The sequence below is a fragment of the Wujia chipingensis genome (assembly GCF_014337155.1).
Classification (GTDB): Bacteria; Bacillota; Clostridia; order Lachnospirales; family Lachnospiraceae; genus Coprococcus_C; species Coprococcus_C hominis.
Window position 1 is genome coordinate 1,167,794 of record NZ_CP060632.1, and the last position, 17,965, is coordinate 1,185,758.

The 17,965-nt window shown below is 44.8% G+C and carries 16 protein-coding genes; 15 read left to right on the plus strand and 1 reads right to left on the minus strand.

Annotated features, from left to right (window positions below):
- Positions 1–16 precede the first annotated feature (16 nt).
- From H9Q76_RS05545 to groL, 4 genes are all read left to right on the plus strand, one after another.
- The gene (locus tag H9Q76_RS05545) at positions 17–640 is read left to right on the plus strand and encodes a hypothetical protein (RefSeq protein WP_117780743.1); all 624 of its coding nucleotides are present in this window, start codon (positions 17–19) and stop codon (positions 638–640) included.
- 97 nt (positions 641–737) lie between these two features.
- Positions 738–1,457 (plus strand): DUF6062 family protein, encoded by a 720-nt coding sequence (locus H9Q76_RS05550; protein WP_117780708.1) that lies wholly within the window; start codon positions 738–740, stop codon positions 1,455–1,457.
- A gap of 184 nt (positions 1,458–1,641) precedes the next feature.
- A complete protein-coding gene (locus H9Q76_RS05555) occupies positions 1,642–1,926 on the plus strand; it encodes a co-chaperone GroES (RefSeq protein WP_021984306.1) in 285 nt (94 codons plus the stop codon).
- Positions 1,927–2,005: 79 nt separating this feature from the next.
- Positions 2,006–3,634, plus strand: coding sequence for a chaperonin GroEL (gene groL / locus H9Q76_RS05560; RefSeq protein ID WP_021984307.1), 1,629 nt, complete (start codon positions 2,006–2,008; stop codon positions 3,632–3,634).
- Positions 3,635–3,927: 293 nt separating this feature from the next.
- On the opposite strand, the gene H9Q76_RS05565 is transcribed toward groL, so the two are convergent.
- Positions 3,928–4,947, minus strand: a complete 1,020-nt coding sequence (locus H9Q76_RS05565; protein WP_249321808.1) for a LysR family transcriptional regulator — start codon at positions 4,945–4,947, stop codon at positions 3,928–3,930.
- 199 nt (positions 4,948–5,146) lie between these two features.
- Here H9Q76_RS05565 and leuC point away from each other — a divergent pair, with 199 nt between their 5' ends.
- From leuC to H9Q76_RS05620, 11 genes are all read left to right on the plus strand, one after another.
- Positions 5,147–6,409, plus strand: a complete 1,263-nt coding sequence (leuC, locus tag H9Q76_RS05570) for a 3-isopropylmalate dehydratase large subunit (protein WP_118545080.1) — start codon at positions 5,147–5,149, stop codon at positions 6,407–6,409.
- A 12-nt stretch (positions 6,410–6,421) separates the two neighbouring features.
- Positions 6,422–6,913, plus strand: coding sequence for a 3-isopropylmalate dehydratase small subunit (leuD, locus tag H9Q76_RS05575; protein WP_021984310.1), 492 nt, complete (start codon positions 6,422–6,424; stop codon positions 6,911–6,913).
- A gap of 23 nt (positions 6,914–6,936) precedes the next feature.
- Positions 6,937–7,587 carry a zinc ribbon domain-containing protein gene (locus tag H9Q76_RS05580; protein WP_118545079.1) on the plus strand — a complete coding sequence of 217 codons (651 nt, stop codon included), beginning with the start codon at positions 6,937–6,939 and terminating at the stop codon, positions 7,585–7,587.
- A 38-nt stretch (positions 7,588–7,625) separates the two neighbouring features.
- Entirely contained in the window at positions 7,626–8,708 is a 1,083-nt protein-coding gene (gene leuB / locus H9Q76_RS05585) for a 3-isopropylmalate dehydrogenase (RefSeq protein WP_118545078.1), read from the plus strand.
- A 370-nt stretch (positions 8,709–9,078) separates the two neighbouring features.
- Entirely contained in the window at positions 9,079–10,743 is a 1,665-nt protein-coding gene (gene ilvD / locus H9Q76_RS05590) for a dihydroxy-acid dehydratase (protein WP_021984313.1), read from the plus strand.
- A 103-nt stretch (positions 10,744–10,846) separates the two neighbouring features.
- Complete coding sequence (gene ilvB, locus H9Q76_RS05595) at positions 10,847–12,529, plus strand: biosynthetic-type acetolactate synthase large subunit (RefSeq protein ID WP_118373647.1); 1,683 nt, start codon at positions 10,847–10,849, stop codon at positions 12,527–12,529.
- Between the two features lie 14 nt (positions 12,530–12,543).
- Positions 12,544–13,626, plus strand: coding sequence for a 3-phosphoserine/phosphohydroxythreonine transaminase (serC, locus tag H9Q76_RS05600; RefSeq protein WP_021984315.1), 1,083 nt, complete (start codon positions 12,544–12,546; stop codon positions 13,624–13,626).
- A 16-nt stretch (positions 13,627–13,642) separates the two neighbouring features.
- Positions 13,643–14,806: a phosphoglycerate dehydrogenase gene (locus tag H9Q76_RS05605; protein ID WP_117780699.1), complete on the plus strand. Its 1,164-nt coding sequence runs from the start codon at positions 13,643–13,645 to the stop codon at positions 14,804–14,806.
- A 22-nt stretch (positions 14,807–14,828) separates the two neighbouring features.
- A complete protein-coding gene (gene asd, locus H9Q76_RS05610) occupies positions 14,829–15,920 on the plus strand; it encodes an aspartate-semialdehyde dehydrogenase (protein ID WP_117780698.1) in 1,092 nt (363 codons plus the stop codon).
- 199 nt (positions 15,921–16,119) lie between these two features.
- Positions 16,120–16,686 carry an AAA family ATPase gene (locus tag H9Q76_RS05615; RefSeq protein WP_021984318.1) on the plus strand — a complete coding sequence of 189 codons (567 nt, stop codon included), beginning with the start codon at positions 16,120–16,122 and terminating at the stop codon, positions 16,684–16,686.
- 42 nt (positions 16,687–16,728) lie between these two features.
- Positions 16,729–17,961 (plus strand): DUF1015 domain-containing protein, encoded by a 1,233-nt coding sequence (locus H9Q76_RS05620; protein ID WP_117780697.1) that lies wholly within the window; start codon positions 16,729–16,731, stop codon positions 17,959–17,961.
- Positions 17,962–17,965 lie beyond the last annotated feature (4 nt).

Genomic DNA, 17,965 nt, shown 5'->3' on the forward strand with positions numbered 1-17,965 from the left:
GGATGCAAATAATATTATGACAGACATTCCTTTGCACGTGTATGAACCAGAAGAGGAAGATTACAGTGTTTATATTGTGTTGTCCAAGACACAGACACTTCCGTCACGTGTGATCAAGCTATGGACGCGGGAGCCATATGCGCATACATCACTGGCGATGGATGTGGAACTAAAGGAAATGTATAGCTTCGCAAGAAAGCACTTATATAATCCGTTTGACTGCGGATTTATCAATGAGGATATCACGACGGGGGTATTTGGGCGTGATGTCCAGACAACATGCAGAATCGGGAGACTGTGTGTAACAAAAGAACAGTATGAAAAGATCAAGGAAATACTGGAACAATTTAAGAGTGAAAAAGCATTTTATCGATATAATTATCTTGGAATTTTAGGTGTGATGTGCCAGAGATCGGTGGAACGGCGATACAATTATTTCTGTTCACAGTTTGTGTCGTATGTTCTGCGTAAGGCGGGAATTTCACTGATTATGAAGAAACCGGGATTGACCTGCCCGCGTGATTTTCGGATGTGTGATGATCTGGAAATCATCTATGAAGGGAAATTACGTAATTACAGGAATTATCTGAAACTGCATTTCCTGCGGGATGCAGAGACAGGAGATTATATTGTAAACTAAGTAAAGAGAGCACAACGGGATCGCTGTGCTCTCTTTTGCGCAATAAGATGGGAGATGCCCGTCTGAATGAGATACAAAGAAAAGGGAGGAACAAAAAATGGCAGAACAGTTGTATACGATTCCGGTGAATGACGCATTTACGACGGACTGTGAATGTCCAATCTGCGAGATGAACCGGCAATTGGAGCGGAATGCAATCGATTACACGATGGGACCAAGCTATATGGAGGATGATAACCGTGCAATGACAGACGAGCAGGGCTTTTGTGCGCACCATGTACGGATGCTTTATGCAGAGAAGAACCGGCTGGGGCTTGCCCTGATGTTAAAGACACATACGGATAAGACAATCCGGGATCTGAAAGCGCTTAGTACAGGGAAACCAGTTGTATCGGGAGGACTCTTCAAGAAGCAGGCAAGCTCTTCGGTCAGTGATTATATCAAACGACTGGAGGATTCGTGTTTCATCTGTAACCGGATGAAAGAGACGTCGATGCGGTATATTGATACGATCTTTCATCTGTGGAAGAAGGAGCCGGAGTTCCGTGAGAAGTTTGCAAACTGCAAGGGCTTTTGTACCTATCATTATGGAATCCTGTATGATGAGGGCAGTGTGAAGCTTCCGAAGGATGCCTATGCGGAGTTTCAGGAGATTTTGAACAAGACATATTTTGCGGGTATGGAGCGTGTAAATGGCGATATCGGCTGGTTTATTGATAAGTTTGATTACCGGTTTAAGGACGAGCCGTGGAAGAATGCGAAGGATTCGCTGCCACGGGGCATCATCAAGACGAACCATACGATCATAGAATCCTAACGGAATAGCATAAAAACAGGATAGGAATCATACATTATATACAGACTATCCGGCAAATTGTGTCCATTTGGTTAAATTTACAAATTAGGGGTTGATTTTTTCAGAAAAATGAGTACAATAAGAATTATGTTAGCACTCAACCAATATGAGTGCTAAAAGTAAAAATTAGGAGGTCGGGTATATTATGAAGTTAACACCGTTAGGAGACAGAGTTGTATTAAAGCAGTCCGTTGCAGAAGAGACGACAAAATCAGGTATCGTTCTTCCAACACAGTCACAGGAAAAACCACAGTATGCAGAGGTTGTTGAAGTTGGCCCTGGCGCTGTCGTAGATGGCGAGAAGGTTCCAATGGAAGTCAAGGCTGGCGATAAAGTAATCTATTCAAGATATGCAGGAACAGAAGTAAAGCTTGGAGATGATGAGTACATCATTGTAAAGCAGGCAGATATTCTTGCAATCGTTCAGTAGCAGGTAAGGCAGTATGGGTACAAAGAAAGTATTGCCGTTATCATTAGAAGATGCGAAAAAAACTAGGAGGCGTAATACAATGGCAAAGGAAATTAAGTATGGAGCAGAAGCCAGAAAGGCTTTGGAAGCAGGCGTAAACCAGCTTGCAGATACAGTTAGCGTAACACTTGGACCAAAAGGAAGAAATGTAGTTCTTGCAAAGTCATTTGGTTCACCACTCATCACAAATGATGGTGTGACAATTGCAAAGGAGATTTCTCTGGAAGATCCATTTGAGGATATGGGTGCACAGATCGTAAAGGAAGTTGCAACCAAGACAAATGATGTTGCCGGTGATGGTACAACAACAGCAACCGTTCTGGCGCAGGCAATGATCAACGAAGGTATGAAGAACTTAGCAGCAGGAGCAAACCCAATCGTACTTCGTAAAGGTATGAAGAAGGCTTGTGATGCAGCCGTTGATGCAATCTCAGAGATGAGCGAGTCTATTAATGGTAAGGAGCAGATCGCAAGAGTAGCTTCGATCTCTGCCGGTGATGATGGTGTCGGCGAACTCGTTGCAGATGCAATGGAGAAGGTTTCCAAGGACGGCGTTATCACAATCGAAGAGTCTAAGACAATGAAGACCGAGCTTGACTTAGTAGAAGGTATGCAGTTTGACCGTGGTTATGTAAGTGCTTACATGGCAACGGATATGGAGAAGATGGTTGCAGAGCTGGATAACCCATATATCCTGATCACAGATAAGAAGATTTCAAACATTCAGGATATCCTTCCACTTCTGGAGCAGATCGTACAGGGTGGACAGAAGCTTTTGATCATCGCTGAGGATATCGAGGGCGAGGCTCTTACAACATTGATCGTAAATAAGCTGCGTGGTACATTCTCAGTCGTAGGTGTAAAGGCACCTGGCTATGGTGACAGAAGAAAAGAGATGCTGCAGGATATCGCAATTCTGACAGGTGGTACAGTGATCTCTGAGGAGCTTGGCTATGATTTGAAGGAGACAACTCTGGATCAGCTTGGACGTGCAAAGAGCGTCAAGGTTGCCAAGGAGAATACAGTTATCGTTGATGGTTGTGGTGCAAAGGCAGATATCGAGGCAAGAGTCAATGTGATTAAGGCACAGCTTGCTGAGACAACATCTGAGTTCGATAAGGAGAAACTGCAGGAGAGACTGGCAAAGCTTGCTGGTGGTGTCGCAGTTATCCGTGTTGGTGCTGCAACTGAGACAGAGATGAAGGAAGCAAAGCTTCGTCTGGAAGATGCTTTGAACGCTACAAGAGCAGCCGTAGAAGAGGGTATCATCGCAGGTGGTGGATCTGCATATATCCATGCTTCTAAGAAGCTGAATGCTCTGATCGATACATTGGAAGGTGACGAGAAGACTGGTGCAACAATCATTGCAAAGGCATTGACAGCTCCACTTGCTCATATCGCAGCCAATGCAGGTCTTGAAGGCGCAGTTATCATCAACAAGATCAAAGAGTCTGAGGTTGGTGTTGGATTTGATGCTTACAAGGAAGAGTATGTAAATATGATCGAAGCAGGTATTATCGATCCTGTAAAGGTAACAAGAACAGCATTGCAGAACGCAACATCTGTTGCTTCTACATTCCTTACAACAGAGTCTGTTGTTGCAGACATCAAGGAAGATGCTCCAGCTATGCCAGCAGGTGGCATGGGCGGCGGCATGGGAATGATGTAATTACCTGAGCAACGCAGAAATAGAAAAAGACAGCCATGCGTGGTTCTGCTCGCAGAAAACCACACATGGCTGTCTTTTTCTGTTTCTATGGTGCGAAGCACCATAGCCGGCAAGATGCGAAGCATCTTGCGGCTGATTGCTCAGGTAATTACAAGTAGCGTTGCTCAGCTTATTATTCTGTGCGTAGCACTACAGCCGGCAAGTCGCGAAGCGACTTGTGGCTGCGTGCTTAGGTTATTATATTTGCATCTTGCGGCTGATTGCTCAGGTAATCACAAGTAGCGCTGCTCAGTTTATCCCCACATCCCCAGAAACTTCCTTAACACCTCTGACTTCTCCCGGCTCTTCGGGTACACGAACCCGACAGTACGCTCCGCAACCGGGTGGGAGATCGGAAGCTCTAAGATCTGCCCGGAAGCCAGATAGTCCGTCGCAAACTCCCGTACGACACTGGCAACACCCATACCGATAGCTGCAAAATCAATGAGTAGATCCATATTATTTACTTCGAGGATCTGCTGTGGATGGATGCCTTCGGACTCCAGATAATCATCGATATGTGTACGGGTGATATTATTCTTCTCCAGCAACATGAGATTGGATTTCTCCAAAATATCTTTCGTGGCAAGACCCGATTTATCTGCCGCAGACACAGGAGCTATCGGAGATAAAGCGGGAACGTCCTCATCCAGATTTCCCATGATACCGGTCAGATTTCCGGCGAAGAGCCACGGGTTTGTCGGTTCCTGTGCAAACTCTTCCTGTTCCCGCAGGAGCAGGTTGGAGAGATACGTTTCATTTACGACGAAGATGTCATGAATCGTGCTGACATCCTGATATTCAAAACCGGCAGGAATATCCGTCTTGCAGATTAGTCCGATATCAATACGTCCGTCATTTAGAAGCTTCAGTGTGTTTACTGTGGAATGACAGTCGATGATAACCTTGATGTGTGGATTTTCCAAGATGAAGGTCTGCAGCTTGTCCAGTAAGATGTGCTTGCAAAGCGAGGTGCTGACACCGATCTTTAATTGTCCGATACCAAGCTCGTGGATATGCCGGATTTCATCCTCACCTTGTGAGATATTTGAGAATGCTTTCTCGATATGGTTGTATAGAACCTGTCCCTCATCAGTCAGCGTCACACCCTTGGAAGAGCGCAGAAAGAGCTTCACATGCAGTCCGTCTTCAAGCTTGGAGATCGCCTTTGAGATCGCAGGCTGGCTGATAAACAGCATATCGGCGGCTTTGCTGATATTTCCGGTATTGGCAACCGTATAAAAAACTCTGTAATAATTCAGATTATCAAACATAATATCCCCTCGTTTCCTTATATAGCAATTCACGTTTCAAAATTATATTCTTATTATCCTATAAATAGTAGTTTGATTAAATATATCATATCCAAACCATAACTACAAGTTATAAACAATATTCATATTATATATTGTAATTATAGAAAGAAATATGGTATGATTCTACTATTATAAGCAGAATCAGGAGGAAATGATTATGGGTATGACCATGACGCAGAAAATACTTGCGAAACATGCAGGTCTTGCAAGTGTGGAAGCAGGACAGTTGATTGAGGCAGGTTTGGATTTAGTGCTTGGTAACGATGTCACAACACCAGTTGCCATTCACGAGATGGAAAAGTTTAATAAGAAGGAAGTGTTTGATAAGAGCAAGATTGCACTTGTTATGGATCACTTTACACCGAATAAAGATATTAAGAGTGCAGAGCATTGCAAATGTGTACGTGAGTTCTCAGGCGAGAATGAGATCGTGAACTTCTTTGATGTCGGAGAGATGGGAATCGAGCATGCATTGCTTCCGGAAAAAGGACTGATCGTTGCAGGCGAGACATGTATCGGAGCCGATTCACATACATGTACTTACGGTGCCCTTGGTGCATTCTCCACAGGTGTCGGAAGTACAGATATGGCAGCCGGTATGGTGACAGGTAAGGCATGGTTCAAGGTGCCATCTGCAATCAAGTTTAATATCGTAGGCGAGAAAGCACCATATATCAGTGGTAAGGATGTAATCCTTCATATCATTGGTATGATCGGTGTAGATGGTGCACTCTATAAGTCTATGGAGTTTGTTGGTGAGGGTATCAAGAACCTGACAATGGACGACCGTTTCACAATTGCGAACATGGCAATCGAGGCAGGTGCAAAGAATGGTATCTTCCCAGTGGATGAGCAGACAGAAGCTTACATGAAGGAGCATTCGACAAAGGCATATACAAAGTACGAGGCAGACGCTGATGCAGTCTATGATGAGGAATATACGATTGATCTTTCAACCTTGAAGCCAACCGTTGCATTCCCACATCTTCCAGAGAATACAAAGACCATCGACGAAGTTGGCGATATCAAGATCGATCAGGTAGTCATCGGTTCCTGCACAAACGGAAGAATCTCTGATATGCGTATTGCAGCCGATATCATCAAGGGCAGACATGTGGCAAAGGGTGTGCGTGTCATCGTGATCCCTGGCACACAGGAGGTTTATTTACAGATGCTCGAGGAAGGTCTGACAAAGGCATTTATCGAGGCAGGTGCGATCGTATCAACTCCAACCTGTGGACCATGTCTGGGCGGACATATGGGTGTTATGGCAGCTGGCGAGAGAGCTGTATCCACAACCAACCGTAACTTCGTTGGACGTATGGGACACGTAGATTCAGAGGTATATCTGGCAAGCCCTGCAGTTGCAGCAGCTTCCGCGATTACAGGTAAGATCAGCAGCCCGGCAGAATTGGCATAAGGAGGAACAAAAATGAAAGCATACGGAACAGTACATAAATATGGTGACAATGTAGATACAGATGTAATCATTCCTGCAAGATATCTGAATTCCTCAGATCCTGCGGAGCTTGCAAAGAACTGTATGGAGGATATTGACAAGGACTTCGTAAAGCGTGTGAAGCCGGGCGATATCATGGTTGCAAATAAGAACTTTGGATGCGGCTCATCGAGAGAGCATGCACCAATTGCAATCAAGGCATCTGGTATCAGCTGCGTAATCGCTGAGACATTTGCAAGAATTTTCTATCGTAACGCAATTAACATCGGACTTCCAATTATCGAGTGTCCGGAAGCTGCCAAGGGAATCGAGGCAGGCGATATGGTAGAGGTTGATTTTGACAGTGGTATGATCTACAACAAGACAAAAGGAACCGAGTTCAAGGGACAGGCATTCCCTCCATTCATGCAGAAAATCATCAAAGAGGGCGGTTTGATCAACTATATCAATGCAAAAGAAAACTAATTTCATCTGGGAGGATAAAATATATGGGAGTTTGTAATAATTGTGGCAATCAGATTTCGGACGGACAGTTGACCTGTCCAGTCTGTGGAGCTTATACCGGTGCAGGCGCACAGGCAAACAATCAGACACCACAGCAGAACATGTATAACCAGCAGGGAATGTACAATCAGGCACCACAGCAGAACATGTATAACCAGCAGGGTATGTACAATCAGGCACCACAGCAGCCACAGAAAGAGCTTGGAATGAAATGGTTTCATTTCGTAATTTATTTCCAGCTGTTTGTTTCCGCTCTTGTTGGATTGTGGAATGGATTCCAGCTTCTTACAGGCAGAATTTATGGTGAGAACACTGATCGGGTATATAGTTATTTTTCTGGCTTGAAGGGTGTGGATACGATTATTGGTATCTGCTACATCGCGATTGCCATTTTCGCACTTGTCACACGATTTATGCTTGCGGATTTCAAGAAGTGCGGCCCTGCAATGTATATTGGCATGCAGGTAGCAGGTTTGATTATATCAATCGCATATATTGCGAGTGTTACAAGCATCGTGGATGGTCTTACAGAGTATATCGCAAGCTCCACCTATGGAACAATGGCTGTTTCTATCGTGATGCTGATCTGTAACATTGTATACTTTAAGAAGAGAAAGCATTTGTTCGACCGGTAAGAAACAGACAGGATAAATTATTATTTGGAGGATGAATCATGAATTGTAATATTGCAGTAATCAAGGGTGACGGTATCGGACCGGAGGTTGTCACACAGGCAATGAAGGTGTTAGATGCAGTCGGAGAAAAGTTTGGACATACATTTAATTATGAGCAACTTCTGATGGGCGGATGCTCGATCGACGCATGTGGCGTTCCACTTACTGACGAAGCAGTCGCAAGAGCAAAGGCAAGCGATGCAGTATTGCTTGGTTCCATCGGCGGTAACACAAGCACATCACCTTGGTACAAGCTTCCACCAGAGAAGAGACCGGAAGCCGGACTTCTGAAGATCCGCAAGGAGTTGGGACTTTTTGCAAACTTAAGACCAGCCAATCTTTATGAGCAGTTAAAGGGTGCATGTCCTTTAAAGGAAGAGATTGCAGACCGTGGTTTCGATATGATGATCATGCGTGAGCTGACAGGTGGTCTTTACTTCGGTGCGAGAGAGACAAAGGAAGTCGATGGCGTAATGACAGCCGTTGATACACTGACTTACAACGAAAATGAGATCCGCCGTATCGCAATCAAGGGCTTTGATATCGCGATGAAGCGCCGCAAGAAGGTAACAAGTGTCGATAAGGCAAACGTGCTTGATTCCTCAAGACTCTGGAGAAAAATTGTAGAAGAGGTTGCAAAGAATTATCCGGAAGTCACATATGAGCATATGCTTGTTGATAACTGTGCAATGCAGCTCGTCAAAGATCCGGCACAGTTCGATGTCGTATTAACAGAGAATATGTTTGGTGATATCTTGTCCGATGAGGCATCTATGATCACAGGGTCCATCGGTATGCTGGCATCCGCATCCCTGAACGAGACTAAGTTCGGTATGTACGAGCCAAGCGGTGGTTCAGCACCGGATATTGCCGGACAGGACAAGGCAAATCCAATCGCAACGATTCTTTCCGCAGCGATGATGCTCCGTTATACATTCGACCTCGACAAAGAGGCAGATGCGATCGAGAACGCAGTCAAGCAGGTACTGGTAGATGGTTTCCGTACATGCGATATCGTGTCCGAAGGCACAACCCTTGTCGGCTGTAACGAGATGGGCGACAAGATTGTAGAAAGAATCTAAGTAGTTAAGGAAGAATTAGTAGTTAATTAAGAGATAATACTTTGCCAGACAATTTCGAGGTAGTGAGATGGATGTAAAACATATATTTTGAATTTCATTCATGGATATATACGATATGTTTGGAACTTAGAAGTTCTTGATGTTCTGTAGTAAAAGAAGCAATGTTTGAACACGATGTTCAAACAAGCCGTCACTGAGCCATGGATGGCGAATTGACGGCGGTTGCGTATTATGAAACAATGTAGATCAGAACATCTAGCACTTCTTAGTTTCAATACATTGTATATAAGATGAATGGAATCAAAATATATGTTGCAGGTATGCAAATCTCGAAATTGTCTGAACAAATTGAAGAGAAAGGAAGACAAAAATGAAGAGTGATAATGTTAAAGTAGGCATGCAGCAGGCACCACACAGAAGCCTGTTCAACGCCCTTGGAATGACAGAAGAAGAAATGAAGAAACCATTGGTCGGTATCGTATGTTCTTACAACGAGATCGTACCTGGACATATGAACCTGGATAAGATCGCACAGGCTGTTAAGCTTGGCGTAGCAGAAGCAGGCGGAACACCTGTGATGTTCCCTGCAATCGCTGTCTGCGATGGTATCGCGATGGGACATATCGGAATGAAGTATTCCCTTGTAACAAGAGACCTGATCGCAGATTCAACCGAGTGTATGGCAACTGCACATCAGTTTGATGCACTTGTTATGATCCCGAACTGCGATAAGAACGTACCGGGACTTCTGATGGCAGCAGCCAGAGTCAACGTACCAACCGTATTCGTATCCGGTGGTCCGATGCTTGCCGGTCATGTAAAGGGACATAAGACAAGCCTTTCATCTATGTTCGAGGCAGTTGGTTCTTATGCAGCAGGCAAGATGACAGAAGAGGATGTCAATGATTTCGAGTGCCATGCATGTCCAACCTGTGGATCATGCTCTGGTATGTACACTGCAAACTCTATGAACTGTCTGACAGAGGCACTTGGTATGGGACTTCCTGGAAACGGAACAATCCCGGCAGTATATTCCGAGAGACTGAAGCTTGCAAAGCGTGCCGGTTATGCAGTTATGGAGATGTACAAGAAGAACATCTGCCCAAGAGACATCATCACAAAGGATGCAATCATGAATGCATTGACTGTGGATATGGCACTTGGATGTTCTACAAACTCTATGCTTCATATCCCAGCGATCGCACATGAGATTGGATTTGATTTTGATATTGCTATGGCAAATGAAGTCAGCGCAAGAACACCAAACCTTTGTCACTTAGCACCGGCAGGCCCGACATATATGGAAGACTTAAACGAGGCTGGCGGCGTGTATGCGGTTATCAACCAGCTCTGTGAGGCAGGACTGATCAATGAAGATTGTATGACAGTAACCGGCAAGACAATCGGAGAGGCAGTAAAGGGACATAAGAACCTGAATCCGGAAGTTATCCGTCCGATGGCAAATCCATACAGCTCAACCGGCGGACTTGCCGTATTGAAGGGAAATATCGCACCGGACGGCTCTGTCGTCAAGCGGTCTGCGGTTGTTCCGGAGATGCTGCAGCATGAAGGACCGGCACGTGTGTTTGAATGTGAGGAGGATGCAATTGCGGCTATCAAGGGTGGCAAGATCGTGGAAGGCGACGTTGTCGTTATCCGTTACGAGGGTCCAAAGGGCGGACCTGGTATGCGGGAGATGCTGAATCCGACATCTGCAATCGCAGGTATGGGGCTTGGCTCTTCGGTAGCACTGATTACAGATGGCCGTTTCTCAGGTGCAAGCCGTGGTGCTTCTATCGGACATATCTCACCGGAGGCAGCTGTTGGAGGCCCGATCGCTTTGATTGAAGAGGGTGATATCATCAGTATTGATATTGATGCATGTACGATCAATGTGAAGGTTTCCGATGAGGAGCTTGCAAAGCGGAAAGAAGCATGGACACCAAGAGAACCAAAGGTAACAACCGGATATCTGGCAAGATATGCAAAGATGGTAACATCCGGTAACCGCGGTGCGGTTTTGGAGTTGAAGTAAAATATATTGAATAATTCAAAACAATGTGCTATCCTATCAGATATTGGTTATCTGACAGGAAGAAAAAGGATAAATCAAGTTGTATGTAGATAAGGAGAAGTTTATGAAACAATTAACTGGATCAGAAATAGTGATTGAATGTCTGAAAGAACAGGGCGTTGACACAGTATTTGGATATCCGGGAGGAACGATCCTGAATGTCTATGATGCATTGTATAAGCATCAGGATGAGATTCACCATGTCCTGACATCCCATGAGCAGGGCGCAAGCCATGCAGCAGATGGATATGCAAGAGCTACCGGTAAGGTTGGCGTATGTATGGCAACTTCCGGTCCGGGTGCAACAAATCTTGTAACCGGTATTGCAACCGCATATATGGATTCAATTCCACTTGTTGCAATCACTGCAAACGTAGGTGTTTCTCTTCTTGGAAAGGACAGCTTTCAGGAGATTGATATTGCAGGTGTAGTTATGCCGATCACGAAGCATAGCTTTATTGTAAAGAATGTACATGAACTGGCAGATACAATCCGCCGTGCATTTAAAATCGCACAGTCAGGCAGACCGGGACCGGTTCTTGTCGATATTACAAAGGATGTAACTGCAAATGTTGCAGACTATGAGCCGAAGGCACCGGAGCCAATCGAGCGCGTGACAAAGACAATCCGTGCAGAGGATATCGACACAGCGATTAAGATGATCGAGAACTCGAAGAAACCGATGATTCTTGTCGGTGGTGGTGTTGTTGCGGCAGATGCGTCCAAGGAACTGAAAAAATTTGCAGAGAAAATTGATGCAGTTGTCTGTGATACATTGATGGGTAAGGGTGCATTTCCGGGAACGGATGACCGTTACACGGGAATGATCGGTATGCATGGAACCAAGGTTTCAAACTTTGGTATCAATCAGGCAGACCTTGTGATTGTCGTTGGTGCGAGATTCTCAGACCGTGTAACCGGTAATGCAAGTAAGTTTGCAAATCAGGCAAAGCTTTTACATATTGATATTGATGCTGCAGAAATCAATAAGAATGTGGAAGTTGATGCAAGTGTTGTCGGTGATGCCAAAGAAATACTGAAGATGATCTCTACCAGAATCAAGGCGTCTAAGAAACCGGAGTGGAGAGCACAGATTGATGCACTCAAAGAACAGTATCCGGATCATGCAGATATGAATGAATTCTCGGGACCGGCGATCATCAACAAGATCTATGAGCTGACAGAGGGCAATGCAACAATCACAACGGATGTAGGACAGCATCAGATGTGGGCAGCCCAGTATTATAAATTCAAAGAGCCTAGACAGCTTCTTACATCCGGCGGACTCGGAACAATGGGCTACGGCGTTGGTGCCTGTATCGGTGCCAAGTACGGACGTCCGGACCGTGTGGCAATCAACATTGCGGGAGACGGATGTTTCCGTATGAATATGAACGAGATCGCTACGGCAAGCCGTTATAATGTGCCGATCATCCAGGTTGTAATCAACAACCATGTGCTTGGTATGGTGCGTCAGTGGCAGACATTGTTCTACGATAAGCGTTATTCGAATACAATCTTAGATGATTCGGTTGACTTCGTGAAGGTAGCGGATGCACTTGGAGCGACCGGTTTCAGAGCTACAAATCTTCAGGAGTTTGAGGATGCCATGAAGCAGGCAATCGAGTTAAATAAGCCGGTTGTGATTGATTGTATCATCGGTAAGGATGATAAGGTATGGCCAATGGTTGCTGCAGGAGCAGCTTTGGAAACCTGTTTTGACCAGCAGGATTTAGATAATAAGTAGGAGGAAGAGGAAAAATGGCAAGAGTATTTAACTTTTCAGCAGGTCCTTCCGTATTACCGGAAGTAGTGTTGAAGCAGGCAGCAGATGAGATGCTGGATTACAAAGGTTCCGGCATGAGCGTAATGGAGATGAGTCATCGCTCGAAAGTGTACGATAACATCATCAAAGAAGCAGAAAAAGACCTTCGCGATCTGATGGATATTCCGGACAATTACAAGGTGCTGTTCCTGCAGGGCGGTGCATCACAGCAGTTTGCTGCAATCCCGATGAACCTGATGAAAAATGGTGTTGCTGACTATATCATTACCGGTCAGTGGGCAAAGAAGGCATGCGAAGAAGCAAAGAAGTACGGAAAGGTAAATGTCGTTGCATCATCGGCTGACAAGACCTTCAGCTATATTCCAGATTGCTCTGATCTTCCGATCTCCGAGGATGCAGATTATGTGTATATCTGCCATAACAATACAATTTACGGAACTACTTACAAGAAGCTTCCGAACACAAAGGGCAAGATCCTTGTAGCTGATATGTCTTCCGATATTCTGTCACAGCCAGTCAATGTATCTGATTACGGTCTGATCTACTTCGGTGTACAGAAGAACGTAGGACCAGCCGGTGTCGTTGTTGTAATCATCCGTGAGGATCTGATCCGTGACGATGTTCCGACTTACTGCCCGACAATGCTGAAGTACAAGACACAGGCAGACAATGACAGCTTGTACAACACACCTCCATGCTACGGCATTTACATCTGTGGTCTGGTGTTCAAGTGGGTAAAGGAAATGGGCGGACTTTCCGCAATGAAGATCCATAATGAGAAGAAGGCAGCTATCCTGTATGACTTCTTAGATTCTTCTAAGATGTTCCACGGAACAGTCGTAAAGGAAGACCGTTCCCTGATGAATGTTCCGTTCGTAACAGGCAACGAGGAACTCGATGCCAAGTTCGTAAAGGAAGCAACAGCCGCAGGCTTTGTAAACCTGAAGGGACACAGAACGGTCGGTGGTATGCGTGCAAGTATCTACAACGCAATGCCAATCGAGGGTGTTGAGAAGTTAGTTGCATTCATGAAGGACTTCGAGGAGAAGAACTCATAATAAGGGAGAGAAGAAAATGGCTAAGATTAATTGCTTGAATCCGATCGCAGCCTGCGGTATGGATTTGTTCAATGATACATATGAAGTAGTAGACGATTTTGCAGCAGCAGACGCGGTACTTGTCAGAAGTGCAGCTATGCATGACTTAGAGCTTTCCGATAATCTGCTTGCAATCGCACGTGCCGGTGCGGGTGTCAACAACATCCCACTTGACAAGTGTGCAGAGAAAGGAATCGTAGTATTTAATACACCGGGCGCCAATGCAAACGGTGTAAAGGAACTTGTCATTGCAGGACTTTTGCTCGCATCCAGAGACCTGATGGGTGGTTATAACTGGGTAAAGGAGAATGCATCAGACGAGAATATCGCAAAGACAGTTGAGAAGCAGAAAAAACACTATGCCGGCTGCGAGATCATGGGTAAGAAGCTCGGCGTCATCGGTCTTGGTGCAATCGGCGCCAAGGTAGCGAACATCGGTTTCCGTCTTGGCATGGAAGTATATGGTTATGATCCATATGTGTCTGTCGATGCAGCATGGAGACTTTCCAGCCATGTAAAACACATCAAGAATGTAGAAGATATTTATAAAGAGTGTGATTACATTACTGTACATGTACCGGCGCTTGATTCTACGAAAGGCATGATCAATAAGGATGCATTTGCCATGATGAAGGATGGCGTGAAGATCCTGAACTTTGCAAGAGATATTCTTGTAAATGATGATGATATGATCGAGGCACTTGCAAGCGGAAAGGTTGCTAAGTATGTAACAGATTTCCCAAATGCAAAGATTGCCGGAGTTGATAACGTAATCACATTGCCACATCTTGGCGCATCCACAGAGGAATCTGAGGATAACTGTGCAGTGATGGCAGTGAAAGAAATCGTTGATTTTATCGAGAATGGTAATATCAAAAATTCCGTAAACTATCCGGCCTGCGATGCCGGCAAGTGTTCGGAAGCAGCAAGAGTTTGTGTATGTCACAAGAATATTCCGAATATGATCACGCAGTTTACTGGTGCATTTGCTTCCAAGGGCATCAATGTATCTGACATGGTAAGCAAGTCAAAGGGTGATTATGCTTACTCGGTATTTGATATTTCTGAGAAGGCAGATGAAGATACTGTAAAGTCTATTTCAAGTATCGATGGCGTATTGAAAGTACGTGTAATTCAGTAAACAGGAGTTGGAGGATAATAAAATGAGTGATAAGTTAAAGGTAGGTATTCTTGGTGCAACCGGTATGGTTGGACAGAGATTTATTGCACTTCTTGAGAACCATCCATGGTTTGAGGTTGTGACAGTCGCAGCCAGCCCACGTAGTGCAGGCAAGACATATGAGGAGGCAGTTGGTGACCGTTGGAAGATGGATACACCGATGCCGGAAGCTGTTAAGAAGCTGATCGTACACAATGTAAACGAAGTAGAAGAGGTTGCTTCTACCGTTGATTTTGTATTCAGTGCCGTTGATATGTCGAAGGACGAGATTAAGGCAATCGAGGATGCATACGCAAAGACAGAGACACCGGTTGTTTCAAACAACAGTGCACACCGCTGGACACCGGACGTACCGATGGTAGTTCCGGAGATCAACCCGGAGCATATGAAGGTCATCGAGTTCCAGAAGAAGCGCCTTGGAACAACAAGAGGATTTGTAGCTGTAAAGCCAAACTGCTCGATCCAGTCTTACGCACCGGTGCTTACAGCATGGAAAGAATTTGAACCATACGAGGTTGTTGCAACAACCTATCAGGCAATCTCCGGAGCAGGAAAGACATTCAAGGACTGGCCGGAAATGGTTGGCAATATCATCCCATTTATCGGTGGTGAGGAAGAAAAATCCGAAAAAGAGCCACTCCGTATCTGGGGACATATCGATGAGGAGAAGGGTGAGATCGTTCCGGCGACAAGCCCGGTTATCACATGCCAGTGTATTCGCGTGCCTGTATTGAACGGACATACAGCTGCCGTATTCGTTAAGTTCAAGAAGAACCCGACGAAGGAACAGCTCATCGAGAAGCTGGAGTCTTACAAGGGTGTTCCACAGGAGCTTGAACTTCCAAGCGCTCCAAAGCAGTTCATCCGTTATATGGAAGAGGATAATCGTCCACAGGTTACTCTGGATGTAGATTATGAGAACGGCATGGGTATCTCTGTTGGACGTATCCGTGAGGATTCTGTCTATGACTGGAAGTTCGTTGGACTTTCTCATAATACCGTTCGTGGTGCTGCCGGTGGTGCTGTATTATGTGCAGAGCTTCTCAAAGCACAGGGTTACATTACAAAGAAGTAATTTGCGCGATTGCGTAGCAGGTAAATAAAATTAAGAAAAAGGACAAACAGACATTTTTCATGACGAAACAGAATGGAAAAGCTTGTTTGTTCTTTTCTTTTGTGGTAAAATTGAAATAATTAGGTTCTTGTTGTATGCGTTGCATACAGAGGTAGAACATATAGAGAATTTTTATGTACATATATAGGAGGCACCAACCATGAAGAAATTGATTTTAGTAACTTCACCACCAGCCTGTGGCAAGACATTTATTTCCCGTAAGCTTGCAAAAGCACTTCCAAACTGCGTATATCTGGACAAGGATACCCTGATTGTATTGTCCAAGCAGATTTTCAAGGTGGCTGGCGAAGAGTACAATCGTTCATCTGATTTCTTCCAGAGAGAGATTCGTGATTATGAGTATTATGCAGTCCTTGATTTTGCATTTGAAGCATTGGAGTACAACGACACAGTTTTGATCAATGCCCCGTTCACAGAAGAGATCCGTGATAACGAATATCTTGACAATCTGCGTGCAAAATTAAAGGAAAAGGATGCAGAATTATTTGTAGTATGGGTACATACAGATGTTGAAGTATGCCACGAGCGTATGATCAAGCGTGCATCTGACCGTGATGCATGGAAGCTTGCACATTGGGATGAGTATATTGCAACACAGAATTTCAAGCAGCCGGACAATATTCCGGAGTTGTTTGTATTCAACAATTCTTCCGAGGAAGAGTATAAGAAGTCCATCGATGCGGCGGTAAAGGCAATTCGTGGATAAGCTGTCAGAATAGACAGAGCTGATAATTAGAGGAGAAGATACATGGCAATCATTAAACCATTTAAAGCGTATAGACCGAGAAGAGAAATTGTCAGTGAAGTGGCAGCGTTGCCATATGATGTATATAACCGGGAAGAAGCCAAAAAAGAAGTAGAAGGAAAACCGCTTTCCTTCCTCCGTATTGACCGGGCAGAGACCGCGTTTGATGACAGCGTGGATACCTATGCACCATGTGTGTATGAAAAGGCAAAGGAACTGTTGGACGATATGATCGGGCGCGGTGACTATGTGGAAGATAAAGTCCCGATGTATTATCTGTATGAGATTGTGATGGATGGAAGATCCCAGACCGGAATTGTGGCATGTGCATCCATTGAGGATTATGAGTCCGGTGTCATCATGAAGCATGAGAATACACGGGAAGATAAAGAGATTGACCGTATTACACATGTGGATACATGTGATGCACAGACAGGTCCGATCTTTCTTGCGTACCGGGCACAGGCTGCGATTGATGCAATTGTAACGAAGATTAAGGCGCGTCCTGCAGAGAACGATTTTGTCTCAGAGGATGGAATTACACATCGCGTATGGCTGGTAACAGATGCAGCGGATATTGCGGCAATTGAGCATGTATTTTCTGAGATGTCACAGATCTACATTGCAGATGGACACCATCGTGCAGCGTCAGCGGTCAAAGTTGGAATCAAACGCAGAAATGCAAATCCGAACCATACCGGAGAGGAAGAATACAATTATTTCCTGTCGGTTCTGTTTCCGCATGATCAGCTGAAAATCCTGCCATACAATCGTGTTGTACATGATTTGAATGGGTATACTGCGGATGCATTTATAGATGCGGTCAAGGCAGATTTCGAAGTAGAAGCGGTTACGGAAGCATATCAGCCGGAAGAAAAGGCAGCCTTTGGCATGTATCTGGATGGTATCTGGTATAAGTTGCGTGCAAAATCACATATACTATCTGAAGATCCGGTGGATGGACTTGATGTTTCAATTTTACAGGATCATCTCCTTGCACCGATTCTTGGAATTGAAAATCCGAGAACCGATAAAAGAATCGATTTTATCGGAGGAATCCGCGGTCTTGCGGAGTTGGAACGACGTGCAAACAGTGATATGAAGCTTGCATTTTCGATGTATCCGACATCAATTGAGGAGCTTTTTGCGGTTGCTGATGCAAAACGGTTGATGCCACCGAAGTCAACCTGGTTTGAACCAAAGCTAAGAAGTGGAATCTTCATTCATAAATTGTAGAGAG